A 17,287-nucleotide genomic window follows, 5' to 3' on the forward strand; every position below is an offset into this window, starting at 1 on the left:
ATGGCAGAGCAAACAGCTTCGGGCTATATCCAGCACCACTTGCAGAACCTGACTTTCGGTCAGCTACCCAACGGCAGCTGGGGCTTTGCCCACACCGCAGCAGAAGCAAAAGAAATGGGCTTTTGGGCTTTCCACGTCGATACCCTCGGCTGGTCGGTCGCACTGGGCCTTATTTTCGTTCTTATTTTCCGCATGGCGGCCAAGAAGGTAACTTCCGGTCAGCCTGGCGCTCTGCAGAACTTCGTCGAAGTGCTGGTCGAGTTCGTCGATGGCAGCGTGCGTGACAGCTTCCACGGCCGTAGCGCCGTGATCGCTCCACTGGCTCTGACCATTTTCGTCTGGGTATTCCTGATGAACGCCGTCGACCTGGTTCCTGTCGACTGGATTCCTCAGCTGGCGATGCTGATCTCGGGCGATGAGCACATTCCTTTCCGTGCAGTTCCGACCACTGACCCTAATGCCACTCTGGGCATGGCTCTGTCGGTATTCGCACTGATCATTTTCTACAGCATCAAGGTCAAGGGCATCGGTGGTTTCATCGGCGAACTGACCCTTCACCCGTTCGGCAGCAAGAACATCTTCGTTCAGGCGCTGCTGATTCCGGTGAACTTCCTGCTTGAATTCGTGACCCTGGTAGCCAAGCCGATTTCGCTGGCACTGCGTCTGTTCGGCAACATGTACGCTGGCGAGCTGGTATTCATCCTGATCGCGGTCATGTTCGGCAGTGGCCTGCTCTGGCTCAGTGGCCTGGGTGTGGTGCTGCAATGGGCGTGGGCTGTATTCCACATCCTGATCATCACCCTGCAAGCGTTCATCTTCATGATGCTGACCATCGTTTACCTGTCGATGGCTCACGAAGATAACCATTAAGATTCGCCATTCGGTGCATCTGATGACCCTCTTGCCATTGGTGAGAGGGAGCCGCAAGCGGGAGACCGCAAGGGCTGATGTAACAAACGATTTTGTTTTACCGCTTTAATCTAAGAAAACCTAACCAATACGACGTAAAAGTCGGGAGGAAAGATGGAAACTGTAGTTGGTCTAACCGCTATCGCTGTTGCACTGTTGATCGGCCTGGGCGCACTGGGTACTGCAATCGGTTTCGGCCTGTTGGGCGGTAAGTTCCTGGAAGGCGCTGCGCGTCAACCAGAAATGGTTCCAATGCTGCAAGTTAAAATGTTCATCGTTGCGGGCCTGCTCGACGCCGTTACCATGATCGGTGTTGGTATCGCTCTGTTCTTCACCTTCGCGAACCCCTTCGTTGGTCAACTCGCTGGCTAATCGCTCGATTTTTCGAGTTGATTGGTGTGATGGACAACGAACGAGCGAGGTGTTGGCGTGAATATTAATGCAACCCTGATTGGCCAGTCCGTTGCGTTCTTCATCTTTGTGCTGTTCTGCATGAAGTTCGTGTGGCCTCCGGTCATCGCGGCTTTGCACGAACGTCAGAAGAAGATCGCGGATGGACTGGACGCTGCTACACGAGCAGCTCGCGACCTGGAGCTGGCCCAAGACAAAGTGGGTCAACAACTGCGCGAAGCTAAAGCTCAAGCAGCTGAAATCATTGAGCAGGCCAAGAAACGCGGTACTCAGATTGTCGACGAAGCCCGTGAACAGGCTCGCGTTGAAGCTGACCGTGTGAAGGCTCAGGCTCAGGCCGAGATCGAGCAGGAACTGAACAGTGTCAAAGACGCTCTGCGCGCCCAGTTGGGTAGCCTGGCAGTCAATGGCGCCGAGAAGATCCTGGGTGCCACAATCGATCAAAACGCGCACGCGGAGCTGGTTAACAAACTGGCTGCTGAAATTTAAGCGAGGGCGATCATGGCAGAACTGACCACGTTGGCCCGACCTTACGCTAAGGCGGCCTTCGAGCACGCGCAGGCCCACCAGCAACTGGCCAATTGGTCAGCCATGCTCGGCCTGGCTGCTGCGGTGTCGCAAGACGACACCATGCAGAGCCTGCTCAAGGCCCCGCGACTGACGAGCGCACAGAAGGCCACCACTTTTATTGAAGTGTGTGGCGACAAGTTCGATGCCAAGGCACAGAATTTCATCCATGTCGTTGCTGAAAACGACCGTCTCCCGCTTCTGCCGGAGATCGCCGAACTGTTCGACCTGTACAAGGCCGAGCAGGAAAAATCGGTCGATGTGGATGTCACCAGTGCTTTTGCATTGAACCAAGAACAGCAAGACAAACTCGCCAAGGTTCTCAGTGCACGGCTCGGCCGGGAAGTGCGCCTGCATGCTGCGGAGGATGCCACCCTTATCGGTGGTGTCGTTATCCGCGCCGGCGACCTGGTTATCGATGGCTCAGTTCGCGGCAAGATCGCGCAACTAGCCGAAGCATTGAAATCTTGAGTTTGAAGGGGCAGCAGAGCAATGCAGCAACTCAATCCTTCCGAAATAAGTGAAATCATCAAGGGTCGCATCGAGAAGCTCGATGTAACCTCCCAAGCCCGTAACGAAGGCACCGTCGTCAGCGTGTCTGACGGTATCGTGCGGATTCACGGTCTGGCCGACGTAATGTACGGCGAAATGATCGAGTTTCCGGGCGGCGTCTACGGTATGGCGCTGAACCTTGAGCAAGACTCTGTAGGTGCCGTTGTACTGGGCGCCTACACGACTCTGGCTGAAGGCATGAGCGCCAAGTGTACTGGCCGCATCCTCGAAGTTCCGGTTGGTAAGGAACTGCTGGGTCGCGTAGTCGACGCACTGGGCAACCCTGTTGACGGTAAAGGTCCGCTGAACAACACCGAGACCGATGCGGTCGAGAAAGTTGCTCCAGGCGTGATCTGGCGTAAGTCGGTCGACCAGCCAGTGCAAACTGGTTACAAGGCCGTCGACGCAATGATTCCAGTCGGCCGTGGCCAGCGTGAGCTGATCATCGGTGACCGCCAGATCGGTAAAACCGCTATGGCGATCGACGCGATCATCAACCAGAAAAACAGCGGCATCTTCTGCGTCTACGTTGCAGTTGGTCAGAAACAATCGACCATCGCCAACGTTGTTCGCAAGCTCGAAGAAAACGGTGCACTGGCTAACACCATCATCGTTGCTGCAAGTGCTTCCGAATCCGCTGCGCTGCAATTCCTTGCTCCGTACTCGGGTTGCACCATGGGCGAGTACTTCCGCGACCGCGGTGAAGACGCGCTGATCGTTTATGACGATCTGTCCAAGCAAGCAGTGGCTTACCGCCAGATTTCCCTGCTGCTGCGCCGTCCACCAGGCCGTGAAGCCTACCCGGGTGACGTGTTCTATCTCCACTCCCGTCTGCTGGAGCGCGCATCGCGTGTTTCCGAAGAGTACGTAGAGAAGTTCACCAACGGCGCAGTGACCGGCAAAACCGGTTCCCTGACTGCACTGCCGATCATCGAAACCCAGGCTGGCGACGTTTCCGCGTTCGTTCCGACCAACGTGATTTCCATCACCGACGGTCAGATCTTCCTGGAATCGGCCATGTTCAACTCCGGCATCCGTCCGGCTGTGAACGCCGGTGTTTCGGTATCCCGTGTAGGTGGTGCCGCACAGACCAAGATCATCAAGAAGCTTTCCGGTGGTATCCGTACCGCTCTGGCTCAGTACCGTGAACTGGCAGCATTCGCCCAGTTCGCTTCTGACCTGGACGAAGCCACTCGCAAGCAGCTTGAGCATGGTCAGCGCGTTACCGAGCTGATGAAGCAGAAGCAATACGCGCCGATGTCTATCGCTGATATGTCGCTGTCCCTGTATGCCGCTGAACGTGGCTTCCTGGTGGATATCGAGATTCCAAAAATCGGCAGCTTCGAGCAGGCTCTGATTGCTTACTTCAACCGCGATCACGCCGACTTGATGGCGAAGATCAACGTGAAGGGTGACTTCAATGACGAAATCGACGCTGGCCTCAAAGCCGGTATCGAGAAGTTCAAAGCCACCCAAACCTGGTAAGCCGCAGCGGGAGCCGAAAGGTTCCCGCTTGCTAACCTGATAGGTGTTACATGGCAGGCGCAAAAGAGATTCGCAGCAAGATTGCGAGCATCAAAAGCACGCAAAAGATCACCAGCGCCATGGAAAAAGTGGCGGTCAGCAAAATGCGCAAGGCTCAGTCGCGCATGGCTGCTAGCCGTCCTTACGCGGAGCGCATCCGTCAGGTGATTGGTCATCTTGCCAACGCCAACCCGGAGTATCGCCACCCGTTCATGATCGAGCGCGAAGTAAAGCGTGTCGGTTATGTCGTAGTGAGCAGTGACCGTGGTTTGTGCGGTGGCTTGAACACCAACCTGTTCAAGGCTTTGGTCAAGGACATGGCGGTAAACCGTGAAAACGGCGTAGAGATCGATCTGTGCGTGGTCGGCAGCAAAGGTGCGGCATTTTTCCGCAACTTCGGCGGTAACGTCGTCGCTGCGATCAGCCACCTGGGCGAAGAGCCGTCGATCAATGATCTGATCGGCAGCGTCAAGGTGATGCTGGATGCCTACCTGGATGGTCGAATTGATCGCCTGTCCGTGGTATCCAACAAGTTCATCAACACCATGACCCAGCAGCCAACGGTGGAGCAATTGATTCCGCTGGTGGCAACCCCGGATCAGAAACTCAAGCACCACTGGGACTATCTCTACGAACCCGATGCCAAAGAGCTGCTTGACGGCTTGATGGTTCGCTACGTTGAGTCGCAGGTGTACCAGGCGGTGGTCGAGAACAACGCTGCTGAACAAGCTGCGCGGATGATCGCGATGAAGAACGCCACAGACAACGCCGGTGATTTGATCAGCGATTTGCAGCTGATCTACAACAAGGCGCGTCAGGCAGCGATCACCCAAGAGATCTCGGAAATCGTCGGCGGCGCTGCCGCGGTTTAACGGTTCAAATATTAGAGGAACCAGCTAATGAGTAGCGGACGTATCGTTCAAATCATCGGCGCCGTGATCGACGTGGAATTCCCACGCGATAGCGTACCGAGTATCTATAACGCGCTGAGTGTAGAAGGCGCGCAAACCACTCTCGAAGTTCAGCAGCAGCTGGGCGACGGCGTGGTTCGTACCATTGCAATGGGTTCGACCGAAGGCTTGAAGCGCGGTCTGAACGTCAACGACAGCGGCACAGCCATCTCCGTACCAGTCGGTAAAGCGACTCTGGGCCGGATCATGGACGTCCTTGGCAACCCGATCGACGAAGCCGGTCCTATCGGTGAAGAAGAGCGTTGGGGCATTCACCGTCCTGCGCCGTCCTTCGCTGAACAGGCAGGTGGCAACGATCTGCTGGAAACAGGCATCAAGGTTATCGACCTGGTTTGCCCGTTCGCCAAGGGTGGTAAAGTCGGTCTGTTCGGTGGTGCCGGTGTAGGCAAAACCGTAAACATGATGGAACTGATCCGTAACATCGCCATCGAGCACAGCGGTTATTCCGTGTTCGCCGGTGTGGGTGAGCGTACTCGTGAGGGTAACGACTTCTACCACGAGATGAAGGACTCCAACGTTCTGGACAAAGTGGCACTGGTTTACGGTCAGATGAACGAGCCACCGGGAAACCGTCTGCGCGTTGCTCTGACTGGCCTGACCATGGCCGAGAAGTTCCGTGACGAAGGTAACGACGTTCTGCTGTTCGTCGACAACATCTATCGTTACACCCTGGCCGGTACCGAAGTATCCGCACTGCTGGGCCGTATGCCTTCCGCAGTAGGTTACCAACCGACCCTGGCTGAAGAGATGGGTACTCTGCAAGAGCGCATCACTTCCACCAAAAACGGTTCGATCACCTCGATCCAGGCGGTATACGTACCAGCGGACGACTTGACCGACCCGTCGCCAGCGACCACGTTCGCCCACTTGGACGCAACTGTCGTACTGTCCCGTGACATCGCTTCCCTGGGTATCTACCCAGCGGTAGATCCACTGGATTCGACTTCGCGCCAGCTGGACCCGAACGTCATCGGCCAGGAACACTACGACACCGCTCGCGGCGTTCAGTACGTGTTGCAGCGTTACAAAGAGCTGAAAGACATCATCGCGATCCTGGGTATGGACGAGCTGTCGGAAACCGACAAGCAGTTGGTAAACCGTGCTCGTAAGATCCAGCGCTTCCTGTCGCAGCCGTTCTTCGTGGCTGAAGTCTTCACTGGTGCATCGGGTAAATACGTTTCCCTGAAAGACACCATTGCTGGCTTCAAAGGCATCCTCAACGGTGACTACGACCACCTGCCAGAACAAGCGTTCTACATGGTCGGCGGCATCGAAGAAGCGATCGAGAAAGCCAAGAAACTGTAATCCCGGCGCCCGGCAACGGGCGCTAATCAGGTTGAGGCAAGCAAATGGCTATGACAGTCCATTGCGACATCGTCAGCGCGGAAGGGGAAATCTTCTCCGGTCTGGTCGAGATGGTGATTGCGCACGGTAACCTGGGTGATCTCGGTATCGCTCCAGGCCACGCGCCTCTGATCACCAATCTGGTCCCGGGCCCGATCCGCTTGATCAAGCAGGGTGGGGAAGCCGAGGTGTTCTACATCTCCGGTGGTTTCCTCGAGGTTCAGCCGAACATGGTCAAGGTGCTTGCCGATACTGTGCAACGTGCTGCCGACCTGGACGAAGCTTCTGCTCAGGCCGCCGTCAAGGCTGCCGAGAAGGCCCTGAACGAAAAAGGCGCGGACTTCGATTACGGATCTGCGACTGCTCGTCTGGCCGAGGCTGCAGCTCAGCTGCGCACCGTTCAGCAAATTCGCAAGAAGTTCGGCGGCTAACCCCGCTGGTTTCAATGCGCGATTGAGTAAAAGGGTAGCCTCGGCTACCCTTTTTCTTTTTTCAGGATCAGCCCGTTCCGGGCTGGTTACCGCTCAGTTGGTAGTCCTCATGTCTCTCGATATCGTTATTCTTGCCGCTGGCCAAGGTACCCGGATGCGTTCGGCCTTGCCTAAAGTCCTGCACCCTGTGGCAGGTAATTCCATGCTTGGCCATGTTATCCACAGCGCACGACAGTTATCCCCAAACGGTATTCATGTAGTGATCGGCCATGGCGCCGATGCCGTGCGCGAACGTCTGGCGGCGGATGATCTGAATTTCGTCATGCAGGACAAGCAACTCGGTACTGGCCACGCAGTCGCCCAGGCAGTGCCTGAACTGAGCGCCGACACTGTGCTGATTCTTTACGGCGATGTACCGCTGATTGAAGTCCAGACCCTGCAGCGCTTGCTGGCTCTGGTCACACCCGAGCAGTTGGGCCTGCTGACCGTGACCCTGGACGATCCGACAGGCTACGGCCGTATCGTGCGCGACGAACAGAATCGGGTCTGTGCCATCGTCGAGCACAAGGATGCCAGCGAAGCTCAAAAAGCGATCAATGAAGGCAACACCGGTATTCTTGCGGTGCCCGGCAAGCGCCTGGCTGACTGGCTTGGACGTCTGTCCAACAACAATGCCCAGGGCGAGTATTACCTGACGGATGTGATTGCCATGGCGGTCAGTGACGGCCTGGTGGTTGCCACGGAACAGCCCCACGACGCGATGGAAGTGCAGGGCGCCAATGACCGCAAGCAATTGGCGGAACTGGAGCGTCATTACCAGTTGCGTGAGGCCCGTCGTGTGATGGCTGCCGGCGTGACCCTGCGTGACCCTGCACGTTTCGACGTGCGCGGTGAAGTGACTGTCGGTCGTGATGTGCTGATCGATATCAACGTGATCCTTGAAGGTCGCGTGGTCATTGAAGATGACGTGGTCATCGGCCCGAACTGTGTCATCAAGGACAGCACCCTGCGCAAAGGCGTAGTGGTCAAAGCCAATAGCCATATCGAAGGCGCGATTCTGGGCGAGGGCAGTGATGCCGGTCCATTCGCCCGTCTGCGTCCAGGCAGCGTTCTGGGTGCCAAGGCCCATGTGGGTAACTTTGTCGAACTCAAGAATGCTCACCTCGGGGACGGCGCAAAAGCCGGGCACCTGACGTATCTGGGCGATGCCGAGATCGGAGCGAGAACCAATATCGGTGCAGGCACCATCACCTGTAACTACGATGGCGCCAACAAGCACAAGACCATTCTGGGCGAAGACGTATTCATTGGCTCCAACAACTCGCTGGTCGCGCCTGTGGATATCTCTTCAGGAGCCAGCACTGCCGCAGGTTCCACCATCACTCAGGACATTCCGGCCGAACAGTTGGGCGTTGCTCGCGCACGCCAGCGCAACATCGAAGGCTGGAAGCGCCCGGTGAAGGTCAAGAAACCATAAGGTTATCCACAGGAGCGCATTTATTCGCGAAACAGCTCCATTCGCGAATGAATTCGCTCCTACGGGTTGACCATCTTCCGATAATAGGGTTTTATTGCTTTCGTTATCTTTTGAATCGAAACTTAAAGCCAAAATGTCGAAACGCAATACACCCCAACGTCGCCATAATATCCTCGCCTTGCTCAATGAGCAGGGCGAAGTCAGTGTCGATGATCTGGCCAGGCATTTTGAAACTTCAGAAGTTACGATCCGAAAGGATCTGGCTGCTCTTGAAAGCAACGGTCTGTTGTTACGCCGCTACGGTGGCGCTATCACCTTGCCTCAGGAACTGATTGCCGAGAGCAGTCAGCCTGTTTCCAGATACAAGCAAGCCATTGCCCGTGCGGCAGTGTCGCGGATTCGCGAACATGCGCGGATCATTGTGGACAGTGGCAGCACCACTGCTGCGCTGATTCCCGAGCTTGGGAATCAGCCGGGTCTGGTCGTGATGACCAACTCCCTGAATGTGGCCCGCGCTCTGGCTGAGCTTGAGCATGAACCGGTGCTGTTGATGACCGGTGGAACCTGGGACCCGCACTCCGAATCCTTTCAGGGACAGGTAGCCGAGCAGGTTCTGCGCTCCTACGATTTCGATCAATTGTTCATCGGTGCTGATGGCATCGATCTGGTTCGCGGTACCACGACCTTCAATGAGTTGCTGGGCCTGAGTCGGGTCATGGCTGAAGTCGCCCGCGAAGTGATCGTCATGGTTGAAGCCGATAAAGTCGGTCGCAAGATTCCCAATCTGGAACTGCCCTGGAGCAGTATCCATACCCTTATTACAGATGAGCGCCTGCCCGACGAGGCACGCGAACAGATAAAAGCCCGCGGCATTACCCTGATTTGTGCCGCTGTCAGCTAGGAGAGAACCATGTGTGGAATTGTCGGCGCCGTTGCTGAACGTAGTATCACAGCCATTCTGCTGGAAGGGCTAAAACGTCTTGAATACCGTGGTTATGACAGCGCAGGTGTAGCCGTTTTCAGCAATGAAGGCACCCTTGAGCGTCGTCGCCGTTCGGGCAAGGTCAGTGAGCTGGAGCAAGCACTTGCAGGCGAGCCTCTGAACGGTCGCCTAGGTATCGCTCACACTCGTTGGGCCACCCACGGTGCGCCTTGCGAGCGTAATGCACACCCGCACTTTTCAGCTGACGAACTGGCAGTTGTCCACAACGGTATCATCGAAAACCATGAAGCCCTGCGCGAGCGCCTCAAAGGCCTGGGTTACGTATTCGTTTCCGATACCGACACTGAAGTCATCGTCCACTTGCTGCACCACAAGCTCAAGGACACCCCTGATCTGGCCGACGCCCTGAAAGCGGCAGTCAAGGAACTGCACGGTGCTTATGGCCTGGCGGTTATCAGCGCCAAACAACCGGATCGTCTGCTGGCTGCTCGCAGCGGCAGCCCGCTGGTGATTGGTCTGGGCCTTGGTGAAAACTTCCTGGCATCGGACCAGTTGGCATTGCGTCAGGTAACCGACCGCTTCGTGTATCTGGAAGAAGGCGATATCGCAGAGATCCGTCGCGACAGCGTGCAGATCTGGACTGTGGATGGTCTGCCGGTGGTTCGTGAAACCGTGCAATACCACGAAGGCGCCGAAGCGGCCGACAAGGGCGAATATCGCCACTTCATGCTCAAGGAAATCCACGAGCAGCCCAAGGTTGTGCAGCGCACGCTGGAAGGCCGTCTGGGTCAGCAACAAGTGCTGGTTCATGCTTTTGGCCCGCAAGCTGCCGAACTGTTCGCCAAGGTCCGCAATGTCCAGATCGTGGCCTGTGGCACCAGCTATCATGCCGGTATGGTTGCGCGTTACTGGCTCGAAGGTCTGGCCGGCATTCCTTGCCAGGTCGAAGTGGCCAGCGAGTTCCGCTATCGCAAGGTTGTGGTCCAACCGGACACCCTGTTCGTTTCGATTTCCCAGTCTGGCGAAACAGCCGACACCCTGGCCGCACTGCGTAACGCCAAGGAACTGGGCTTCCTGGCAAGCCTGGCGATCTGCAACGTCGGCATCAGCTCGCTGGTCCGCGAGTCGGACCTGACCCTGCTGACCCAGGCCGGTCCTGAAATCGGTGTGGCCTCCACCAAGGCATTCACCACCCAACTGGTTGCCCTGCTGTTGCTGACCCTGTCCCTTGGGCAAGTCAAAGGCACACTGGATGAAGGTGTCGAAGCCGAACTGGTCGAAGAACTGCGTCGCCTGCCGACCCGTCTGGGTGAGGCACTGGCCATGGACAGCACCGTCGAGAAAGTCGCCGAGCTATTTGCCGAGAAGCACCACACCCTGTTCCTGGGCCGTGGCGCGCAGTTCCCGGTAGCGATGGAAGGAGCCCTCAAGCTCAAGGAAATCTCGTACATCCACGCCGAAGCCTACCCGGCCGGCGAACTCAAGCACGGTCCATTGGCGCTTGTGGATAACGACATGCCGGTAGTCACCGTCGCGCCCAACAACGAACTGCTGGAAAAACTCAAATCCAACCTTCAGGAAGTCCGCGCACGCGGCGGCGAACTGGTGGTGTTCGCTGACGAGCAAGCCGGCATGAAAAACGGCGAAGGCACCCACGTCATTGCCATGCCACACATCATCGATGCCCTGGCCCCGATCCTCTACACCATCCCGCTGCAATTGCTCTCGTACTACGTGGCAGTGTTGAAAGGTACGGATGTTGATCAGCCGCGGAATCTGGCGAAGTCTGTGACTGTGGAGTGAGTTATCCACAGATGGTAAAACCATGATGGGTCCACAGCAATAAAACCATCACAGCCTGGAAGCTCTTTTATAGAGTTTCCAGGCTAAGACCCACAGAGTTGATACACCCCAAGAGTTATCCCCAACCACTCCTCCAGCGGGTGTCGCTGACAGCCGTGTCTTCCATCTCACCATACAAGGTGCGACTCACTGATTCTCAGTGAACCGCCTTCCTGAGACTTTTACTTCTATACAACCCCGGTGGGCAGCCAAACCAGCGATTACAGGCTTTGTGAAAACTGCTGCTGTCGCGAAAGCTCAGTTTTTCAGCGATGGAGATTATCGTTGCCTCTGTAAAGCAAAGAAGCTGGTCCGCCAGTTCCCGTCGGCACTCATCCAGAAGGTTTTGAAAGCCCGTAGACTCATCATCGAGTCGGTTTTGAAGCGTTCGTGTACTTAAGTTCATTTTGAGCGCCACTTGGGCCAATGACATCAAGTTACCCGAAGATAAGGAGACAAAAATATGGTTTCTGACAATGGGGGAAATTCTATATTGGCGCAGAGAAAGCTCTTCATTGGTGTAATTCAAATGATGTATTTTCAATGCCGGATTGGCGGTGCTCAAGGGGCGCGCGCAGTCGGTCAGGGAGTAGCTTATTCTGTTGATGTCGCTGGAGAACGTTAAGTTGTTTCCAAAAAAAGACTCCAGCATTGTGCAGTCTTCCGGTTGCTTGTAACTGAAGGCTGCTGCCACAGGGATGGGTTTGTCCCACGGCAATAACCAATGCGTCAAAGCCACCTGTGTGGACAGACAGCAGTCAATGTACTGTCTGTTAACGTTGACCGATTCCAGGCGAAGAAACTCAATGGTCAGGGTCTCTGCGTCTTCAGTTACGGAGACAGGCATACCATCTGATAGCAGGACGGAGTATTGACCCATCGTCTTTAGCGCTTCGCCCAGGGTTGAGCTGGACATGATTGCGTACAGCTGTGAGTTCAATTGGCCGGGCTGGAATAAACCGTAGGAATACAATCCTGTCTCGGGATCACCGGATTCTTCAGTGATTGCCGCAACCAGGCGGGATGCCTCTGTTACCTTGAGCCTTGACCCTTCCTGAACGCTCATCTCTACGTCCGAATAAAATCGTTGAAACTCCATGGATGGCGCAGACAGGGTGGTAGCCAGGCGTAGGATTACCTGGGCACAAGAGGCAGCGAGAGTAGGCATAGCGAGCTTCTAAGTGAAATCTTTAGTGAGAATGCCAAACATGAAAGATCATGCCAAGCCTTGCCCGATCAACATTGTTGAAATGAGTGATTGAAGAAAGAATTTTAGAATTATCACCCTATTTTACAGGCGTGTGGAGTTGCGGCGCGCACAATGTTTTTAGCGTTCGTGGACACTGCGCCGTGATGAATGAAGTGTTAAGTTTTCTGGCGTGTCTGGAGTCTGCGGACACTGAAATTTGTATTCAGGGACACTATGATTCCTCGGCGAATGTGCTGAAATGCACCCCGTCGATGCCGGGTGAGCCGCTCACGGAACTATGAAAGTATTAAAGTTCGGCAATGGAAAGTGTGACGCTTTAATGTCATGAAAAAACCTGAATATTGACCCGGTTTTAATCGTGATCGAAGAGTTTAAGCAAACAGCGTCCATTGGGCGAATGGGAGCTTTGCACTTCTCCCCTTTGCCTGCCTGCGTTCAGCTCTCTGTCTGACCATGTACTAAATAACCCAATAGCAGTCTGCTGACTCATTGATTGGCAGGCCTGATGCGAGCCCATCATGAACCTTCGTAGTTTTAAAATCGCGACACGTAGTCTTATCTGTTTTGGCGTTCTTGCGGCGCTTGTCGCCGGGCTGGGACTTTTTGGTTTACTCCAGCTTTCCGATATTCGTAAGCAAGGCATCCGGATGGAGACGAATGATGTGCCCAGCATCGTTGAAGCTGACAATATCGCCCTGAAACTTGCCCGTACCCGCATCGAATCATTACGCCTGCTGGCTATCCCCGATGCGGCCACTCTGGCGACGACGCGCAAGAAAATCGAAGAACTGAGCGTTGAGGTCAAGGCAGGTCTGGATCGCTACCAACAGTTGCTGGACTCCGATGCAGAGCGCCAGGCCGTGGACACTCTGCGCCAGATTCATCGTGATTATTTGCGTGATGCCAACCAGGTAGCTGACCTGATCACTGCCGGCCAAATCGAGAATGCCCGCAAGATCATGCAGACGAGCATGGCGCAACTCGGCATTCAGATGAACGAACGCACCGCAACGCTGAGCAAAATCAATCAGGCCAGTATTCAGGCATCTTCCGAGGAGTCAGGTGCTGCTTACAGTCAGGCCAAATCCATCACCTGGATCGCAATCCTGACTGCGCTCGGCATGACTCTTTTGCTGGCCTGGCGTCTGACACTCAGCCTTGTGCGTCCCATCTCCCAGGCCGTTGCCGCCGCGAGCAAGATTGCCGATGGCGACCTCACCCAGCGTCTGGATATCCACGGCCACGATGAAGCTGCGCAGCTTTTGCAGGCGATGCATCAGATGCAAGGCCAGTTGCGCGACACGCTGGAGCATATCGGTCAGTCTGCGACCCAGCTTGCCTCTGCCGCCGAAGAGATGACCACGGTCATGCAGGAAAGCGCTCAGGGCCTGCAACAGCAGAACAGTGAGATCGAGATGGCGGCTACTGCCGTGACCGAAATGAGCCAGGCGGTGGATGAGGTTGCAGGCAACGCGACGACCACGTCTGCCGAGTCGCGTCAGGCAGCGGAGTCGGCACGTCAGGGGCAGCGCCAGTTGGGCGATACCCTTGGGGCTATCGAGGTGCTGACAGAAAATGTCCTCGGTGCCAGCACTCAGGCCCGGCAACTGGCAGAGCAGACCCGCAATATCAGCCAGGTACTGGACGTGATCCGCTCTGTGGCCGATCAGACCAACCTGTTGGCGCTCAATGCTGCTATCGAGGCGGCACGTGCCGGTGATGCAGGTCGTGGCTTTGCCGTTGTCGCCGATGAGGTGCGGGCGTTGGCTCAGCGTACTGGCGAATCCACTCGTGAGATTGAAACCATGATCGGCAGCATCCAGCAAGGCACCGGCCAGACCGTTGAAGCCTTGTTGACCAGCGCCGATCAGGCACAGCAGACCCGGGAACAGGCTCAGGCCGCCAGCACTGCGCTGGAAGCCATTGCCCAGTCCGTCAACGGGATCGATGAGCGCAACCTCGTGATTGCCAGCGCCGCCGAGGAGCAGGCTCAGGTTGCCCGTGAGATTGATCACAACCTGGTGCGTATTCGCGACCTGTCGGTACAGACCGCTACCGGAGCCGAGCAGACGCGCACCGCCAGCCAGCAACTGTCCGAACTTGCTGTGGGGTTGAATGGCCAGCTACGGCGTTTTCGTACCAAGGCCGTCGCTATCTAAAGGGGCGGACGAGGTTCACCCCTGATATCGCAACGCCTCGACTACCAAAGAAAACGCACATGAAGAGTACTGGCGATTCGGGTAATAGAGGTGATAACCGGGGCAGGTCGGGCACCAGTCGTCCAGGACGTTAATCAGTTTTCCTTCGGCGATGAATTGCTCGACCCGGTCTTCTGGCAGGTACGCAAGCCCGAGCCCGGCCAGTACCGCGTCCAGTCGCAGGGCCACGCTGTTGAAGGTCAGTTGCCCGCCAACCTTGACCTTGAGTTCCTGGTCATCTTTGGCGAAGTCCCAGGCAAAGAGGTCGCCGTGGGTAGGAAAGCGGATATTGATGCAGTTATGGGCCGTCAGGTCTTGAGGTATCTGCGGTCGTGGGTGTTTTGCAAAGTAAGACGGCGCCCCGACGACAACCCAGCGCAGGTCAGGGCTCATTCTGACTGCAATCATGTCCTTGGCGACCCGGTCACCGAGTCGTACGCCCATGTCATAGCGCTCGGCAACGATATCGACCAGGCCGGAATCGATGTTCACCTCGACGTTGATCTGCGGATATTGGGGAAGAAGCTTTATCAGCGCCGGCGAGATGATGGTGATCGAGGCGTGTTCGCTGGCCGTGATGCGGACAGTGCCGACCGGGTTCTCGCGATCTTCCGTCAGGATTGCCAACTCGGACTCTATTTCCTCGAAGCGTGGCTTCACCGTGCGCAACAGACGTTCGCCTGCTTCGGTCGGTGAGACGCTGCGGGTCGTACGGGTCAGCAGGCGCAGGCCAAGCCGTGCTTCAAGATTGCGGATGGTATGGCTGAGGGCCGATTGGGATACACCCAGCTTTGCAGCGGCTCTGGTGAAGCTGCGCTCGGTTGCGACAACGGTAAAAGCAGATAGATCGTTGAAGCTTTCCGGTGGCATTCAGTAATCCGTTTTATCGGGAGCGCAAAAAGAGTGAGGAGCCTTGTATCACCTCGAATGTAGGGAAGGTAAACCAGTCGCTTGAGCAGGACTATGTGGTTCCGGCGAATACAGTCATGAGATTTACTCATGAATCTGCGACAGCCCGTTTGCAGGACGACCCAATCCCCTTGAACCGTTGCAGTTTCATGGGCCGGTAACGCCCTTCTTGACGGTTGTTCCGAGCAAATTTTTTCCTTGCCCTTTGGCCGTCATATTCGGCATAACATGCCACTATTCTCACCATCAGATGCCCACCCATGATCAAAGCCAGTCTCCGTAGTCACCTGACCTTATGGTGTGCGGGCTTGTCGTTATTCACGCTCTTGAGTGTCGGTTTCTATGTCGGGCATATCGCTACCGAACAGATGAAACAGGCGAGTGCCAATACTTCATTAAGTACCGCCAAATCGGCTGCTGCATTGCTGGGCGCGCAGCTCTATGAGCGGCAACTGGAAATGCACCTGCTCAGCCAGGAATCCCATTTGATGAGCGGCAATCTGGACGACCCGGCTATCCTGCGGTCGATGGAGCTGCGCAGCCAGTCCCATTCCGAATATGCCTGGATGGGCGTTGCCGATACACAAGGGCGGGTGAGGCAGGCCGTGAATGGGCTTCTGGTCAACCTATCGGTCAAGGAGCGCCCCTGGTTCAAGGCGGGTCTGCAAGGTTCCTACACCGGCGACCCTCATGAGGCGGTCTTGCTGGCAAAGTTGCTGCCCAACCCCAGTGGCGAACCTCTGCGCTTCATCGATTTTGCCTCGCCCATCCGTAATGCCGATGGCGCGGTGGTGGGGGTGCTGAGCGCCCATGCGCACTGGAGCTGGATGGCCAGGATTGTCGAGGCGGCAGTCTTGCGCGAAGACATGCTGAACAATATCGAAGTGCTGATTGTCGATCATGCGGGTGATGTCCTTTATCCACAGCAGCGTGTCGGAGAAAAACACCCTGAACTGCTTCAGTCACCGGAGCCGGGATGGTTTGTGGGCGATGGTTTTCTGACCAGCGTTGTAAAAGTGCCAACCCCGACGATTTCAGGGCTGGCCTGGTATGTTGCGGTTCGCCAGCCCTTGGCTCAGGCTCTGCAACCCGCACATAGCCTGTTTTACAGGTTGCTCGTGCTGGGCTTTATTGCCGCCGTCGCCTTTGGATTGGCGGCTTACTATCTGGCGCTGTACCTCAGCCGGCCGATCGAGCAACTGGCAAAGTCAGCCAGGCAGGTACAGGATCAGCAGCCAGACGTGGTTTTCCCTCTCAGCCATCCCGTGCTGGAAATTGCCCAGCTCGGCCAGTCGATACAGAACATGACTCAGTCCTTGCTGGGCAAGGAGCGCGAACTGCAGGATGCCAACAGTTCGCTGGAAGTCACGGTTGCGCAACGTACGGCAGCCCTCACCGAAGCCAATGCCGAGTTGCTGAAACTGGCGACTCACGATGCGCTGACGGGTGTGTATAACCGGCGTCTGTTCGATGAAAAACTGATCGAGTGCAGCCAGCGCTTTGTATTGACCGGACGCCCGTTCGCCTTGCTGTTCATCGATGCCGACCACTTCAAGCGGATCAATGACACTTATGGCCATGCCATCGGTGATGAAGTCCTGTACCAACTGGCTCAACTCATTGAGAAGAACACTCGCTCCACAGACTTCGTTGCCCGCTACGGCGGCGAGGAGTTTGCGGTGCTGTTGCCGCAGTTCGATAATCAGGGCAGCCCGGACATTGTCGCCGAGAAGATCCGTGCCGCCATCGCCGATGCAGATTTTGCTCTGGTCGGGCAGGTCACTGTCAGCATCGGTATCGGCCTGTCCGAATCAACCGATGCCAATACGACGGCACTTATCAAGCGTGCGGATCAGCAGCTCTACCATGCGAAACTGGCGGGTCGAAACCGGGTTGCCCGCAATGCCAGCATGAATGATGTGCAGATATCCACATAGCACCAGCCGGTGAATTCACGCCGGCTTCTGTCTCCCGTATAGATGCCTGTTCAGTTTTACCT

General features: G+C 56.1%; 15 protein-coding genes. 13 read left to right on the forward strand and 2 right to left on the reverse strand.

Going from position 1 to position 17,287, the window contains the following annotated elements:
• The 11 genes from atpB to glmS all read left to right on the forward strand — a co-directional run bounded on the left by atpB (window position 1) and on the right by glmS (window position 10,932).
• A complete protein-coding gene (gene atpB, locus Q6A51_RS04440) occupies window positions 1-870 on the forward strand; it encodes a F0F1 ATP synthase subunit A (RefSeq protein WP_201001369.1) in 870 nt (289 codons plus the stop codon).
• 153 nt (window positions 871-1,023) lie between these two features.
• The gene (gene atpE, locus Q6A51_RS04445) at window positions 1,024-1,281 is read left to right on the forward strand and encodes a F0F1 ATP synthase subunit C (protein ID WP_002555987.1); all 258 of its coding nucleotides are present in this window, start codon (window positions 1,024-1,026) and stop codon (window positions 1,279-1,281) included.
• Window positions 1,282-1,338: 57 nt separating this feature from the next.
• A complete protein-coding gene (locus Q6A51_RS04450; RefSeq protein WP_025262618.1) occupies window positions 1,339-1,809 on the forward strand; it encodes a F0F1 ATP synthase subunit B in 471 nt (156 codons plus the stop codon).
• Window positions 1,810-1,821: 12 nt separating this feature from the next.
• Window positions 1,822-2,358, forward strand: coding sequence for a F0F1 ATP synthase subunit delta (locus Q6A51_RS04455; RefSeq protein ID WP_025262617.1), 537 nt, complete (start codon window positions 1,822-1,824; stop codon window positions 2,356-2,358).
• A gap of 21 nt (window positions 2,359-2,379) precedes the next feature.
• Complete coding sequence (gene atpA, locus Q6A51_RS04460; RefSeq protein WP_201001368.1) at window positions 2,380-3,924, forward strand: F0F1 ATP synthase subunit alpha; 1,545 nt, start codon at window positions 2,380-2,382, stop codon at window positions 3,922-3,924.
• A 50-nt stretch (window positions 3,925-3,974) separates the two neighbouring features.
• The gene (atpG, locus tag Q6A51_RS04465) at window positions 3,975-4,835 is read left to right on the forward strand and encodes a F0F1 ATP synthase subunit gamma (RefSeq protein ID WP_025262615.1); all 861 of its coding nucleotides are present in this window, start codon (window positions 3,975-3,977) and stop codon (window positions 4,833-4,835) included.
• A 27-nt stretch (window positions 4,836-4,862) separates the two neighbouring features.
• Window positions 4,863-6,239, forward strand: a complete 1,377-nt coding sequence (gene atpD / locus Q6A51_RS04470) for a F0F1 ATP synthase subunit beta (protein WP_201001367.1) — start codon at window positions 4,863-4,865, stop codon at window positions 6,237-6,239.
• A gap of 44 nt (window positions 6,240-6,283) precedes the next feature.
• Window positions 6,284-6,709, forward strand: a complete 426-nt coding sequence (locus Q6A51_RS04475) for a F0F1 ATP synthase subunit epsilon (protein ID WP_025262613.1) — start codon at window positions 6,284-6,286, stop codon at window positions 6,707-6,709.
• A gap of 109 nt (window positions 6,710-6,818) precedes the next feature.
• Entirely contained in the window at window positions 6,819-8,186 is a 1,368-nt protein-coding gene (gene glmU, locus Q6A51_RS04480; protein WP_201019764.1) for a bifunctional UDP-N-acetylglucosamine diphosphorylase/glucosamine-1-phosphate N-acetyltransferase GlmU, read from the forward strand.
• A 133-nt stretch (window positions 8,187-8,319) separates the two neighbouring features.
• A complete protein-coding gene (locus Q6A51_RS04485) occupies window positions 8,320-9,087 on the forward strand; it encodes a DeoR/GlpR family DNA-binding transcription regulator (protein ID WP_201001365.1) in 768 nt (255 codons plus the stop codon).
• A gap of 9 nt (window positions 9,088-9,096) precedes the next feature.
• Complete coding sequence (gene glmS, locus Q6A51_RS04490) at window positions 9,097-10,932, forward strand: glutamine--fructose-6-phosphate transaminase (isomerizing) (RefSeq protein WP_201001364.1); 1,836 nt, start codon at window positions 9,097-9,099, stop codon at window positions 10,930-10,932.
• Window positions 10,933-11,128: 196 nt separating this feature from the next.
• Here glmS and Q6A51_RS04495 read toward each other — a convergent pair whose 3' ends face one another.
• Window positions 11,129-12,037, reverse strand: a complete 909-nt coding sequence (locus Q6A51_RS04495) for an AraC family transcriptional regulator (protein ID WP_304574208.1) — start codon at window positions 12,035-12,037, stop codon at window positions 11,129-11,131.
• 662 nt (window positions 12,038-12,699) lie between these two features.
• Here Q6A51_RS04495 and Q6A51_RS04500 point away from each other — a divergent pair.
• The gene (locus tag Q6A51_RS04500) at window positions 12,700-14,340 is read left to right on the forward strand and encodes a methyl-accepting chemotaxis protein (protein WP_201019762.1); all 1,641 of its coding nucleotides are present in this window, start codon (window positions 12,700-12,702) and stop codon (window positions 14,338-14,340) included.
• 15 nt (window positions 14,341-14,355) lie between these two features.
• Here Q6A51_RS04500 and Q6A51_RS04505 read toward each other — a convergent pair whose 3' ends face one another.
• Window positions 14,356-15,249 (reverse strand): LysR family transcriptional regulator, encoded by an 894-nt coding sequence (locus tag Q6A51_RS04505; protein ID WP_304574209.1) that lies wholly within the window; start codon window positions 15,247-15,249, stop codon window positions 14,356-14,358.
• Window positions 15,250-15,548: 299 nt separating this feature from the next.
• Between Q6A51_RS04505 and Q6A51_RS04510 the strand changes: the two genes are divergently transcribed.
• Window positions 15,549-17,225, forward strand: a complete 1,677-nt coding sequence (locus Q6A51_RS04510) for a sensor domain-containing diguanylate cyclase (protein ID WP_201019760.1) — start codon at window positions 15,549-15,551, stop codon at window positions 17,223-17,225.
• Window positions 17,226-17,287 lie beyond the last annotated feature (62 nt).

Origin of the sequence: Pseudomonas serbiensis, from assembly GCF_030580745.1 — a bacterium.
In the GTDB taxonomy this organism is placed as follows: Bacteria; Pseudomonadota; Gammaproteobacteria; order Pseudomonadales; family Pseudomonadaceae; genus Aquipseudomonas; species Aquipseudomonas serbiensis.

Coding starts and splice junctions, on each gene's coding strand:
- atpE (WP_002555987.1), top strand. CDS start 1,024: ATGGAAACTGTAGTTGGTCTAACCGCTATCGCTGTTGCACTGTTGATC.
- Q6A51_RS04495 (WP_304574208.1), bottom strand. CDS start 12,037: ATGAGCGTTCAGGAAGGGTCAAGGCTCAAGGTAACAGAGGCATCCCGC.
- Q6A51_RS04485 (WP_201001365.1), top strand. CDS start 8,320: ATGTCGAAACGCAATACACCCCAACGTCGCCATAATATCCTCGCCTTG.
- Q6A51_RS04505 (WP_304574209.1), bottom strand. CDS start 15,249: ATGCCACCGGAAAGCTTCAACGATCTATCTGCTTTTACCGTTGTCGCA.
- glmU (WP_201019764.1), top strand. CDS start 6,819: ATGTCTCTCGATATCGTTATTCTTGCCGCTGGCCAAGGTACCCGGATG.
- glmS (WP_201001364.1), top strand. CDS start 9,097: ATGTGTGGAATTGTCGGCGCCGTTGCTGAACGTAGTATCACAGCCATT.
- atpG (WP_025262615.1), top strand. CDS start 3,975: ATGGCAGGCGCAAAAGAGATTCGCAGCAAGATTGCGAGCATCAAAAGC.
- atpA (WP_201001368.1), top strand. CDS start 2,380: ATGCAGCAACTCAATCCTTCCGAAATAAGTGAAATCATCAAGGGTCGC.
- Q6A51_RS04455 (WP_025262617.1), top strand. CDS start 1,822: ATGGCAGAACTGACCACGTTGGCCCGACCTTACGCTAAGGCGGCCTTC.
- atpB (WP_201001369.1), top strand. CDS start 1: ATGGCAGAGCAAACAGCTTCGGGCTATATCCAGCACCACTTGCAGAAC.
- Q6A51_RS04500 (WP_201019762.1), top strand. CDS start 12,700: ATGAACCTTCGTAGTTTTAAAATCGCGACACGTAGTCTTATCTGTTTT.
- atpD (WP_201001367.1), top strand. CDS start 4,863: ATGAGTAGCGGACGTATCGTTCAAATCATCGGCGCCGTGATCGACGTG.
- Q6A51_RS04510 (WP_201019760.1), top strand. CDS start 15,549: ATGATCAAAGCCAGTCTCCGTAGTCACCTGACCTTATGGTGTGCGGGC.
- Q6A51_RS04475 (WP_025262613.1), top strand. CDS start 6,284: ATGGCTATGACAGTCCATTGCGACATCGTCAGCGCGGAAGGGGAAATC.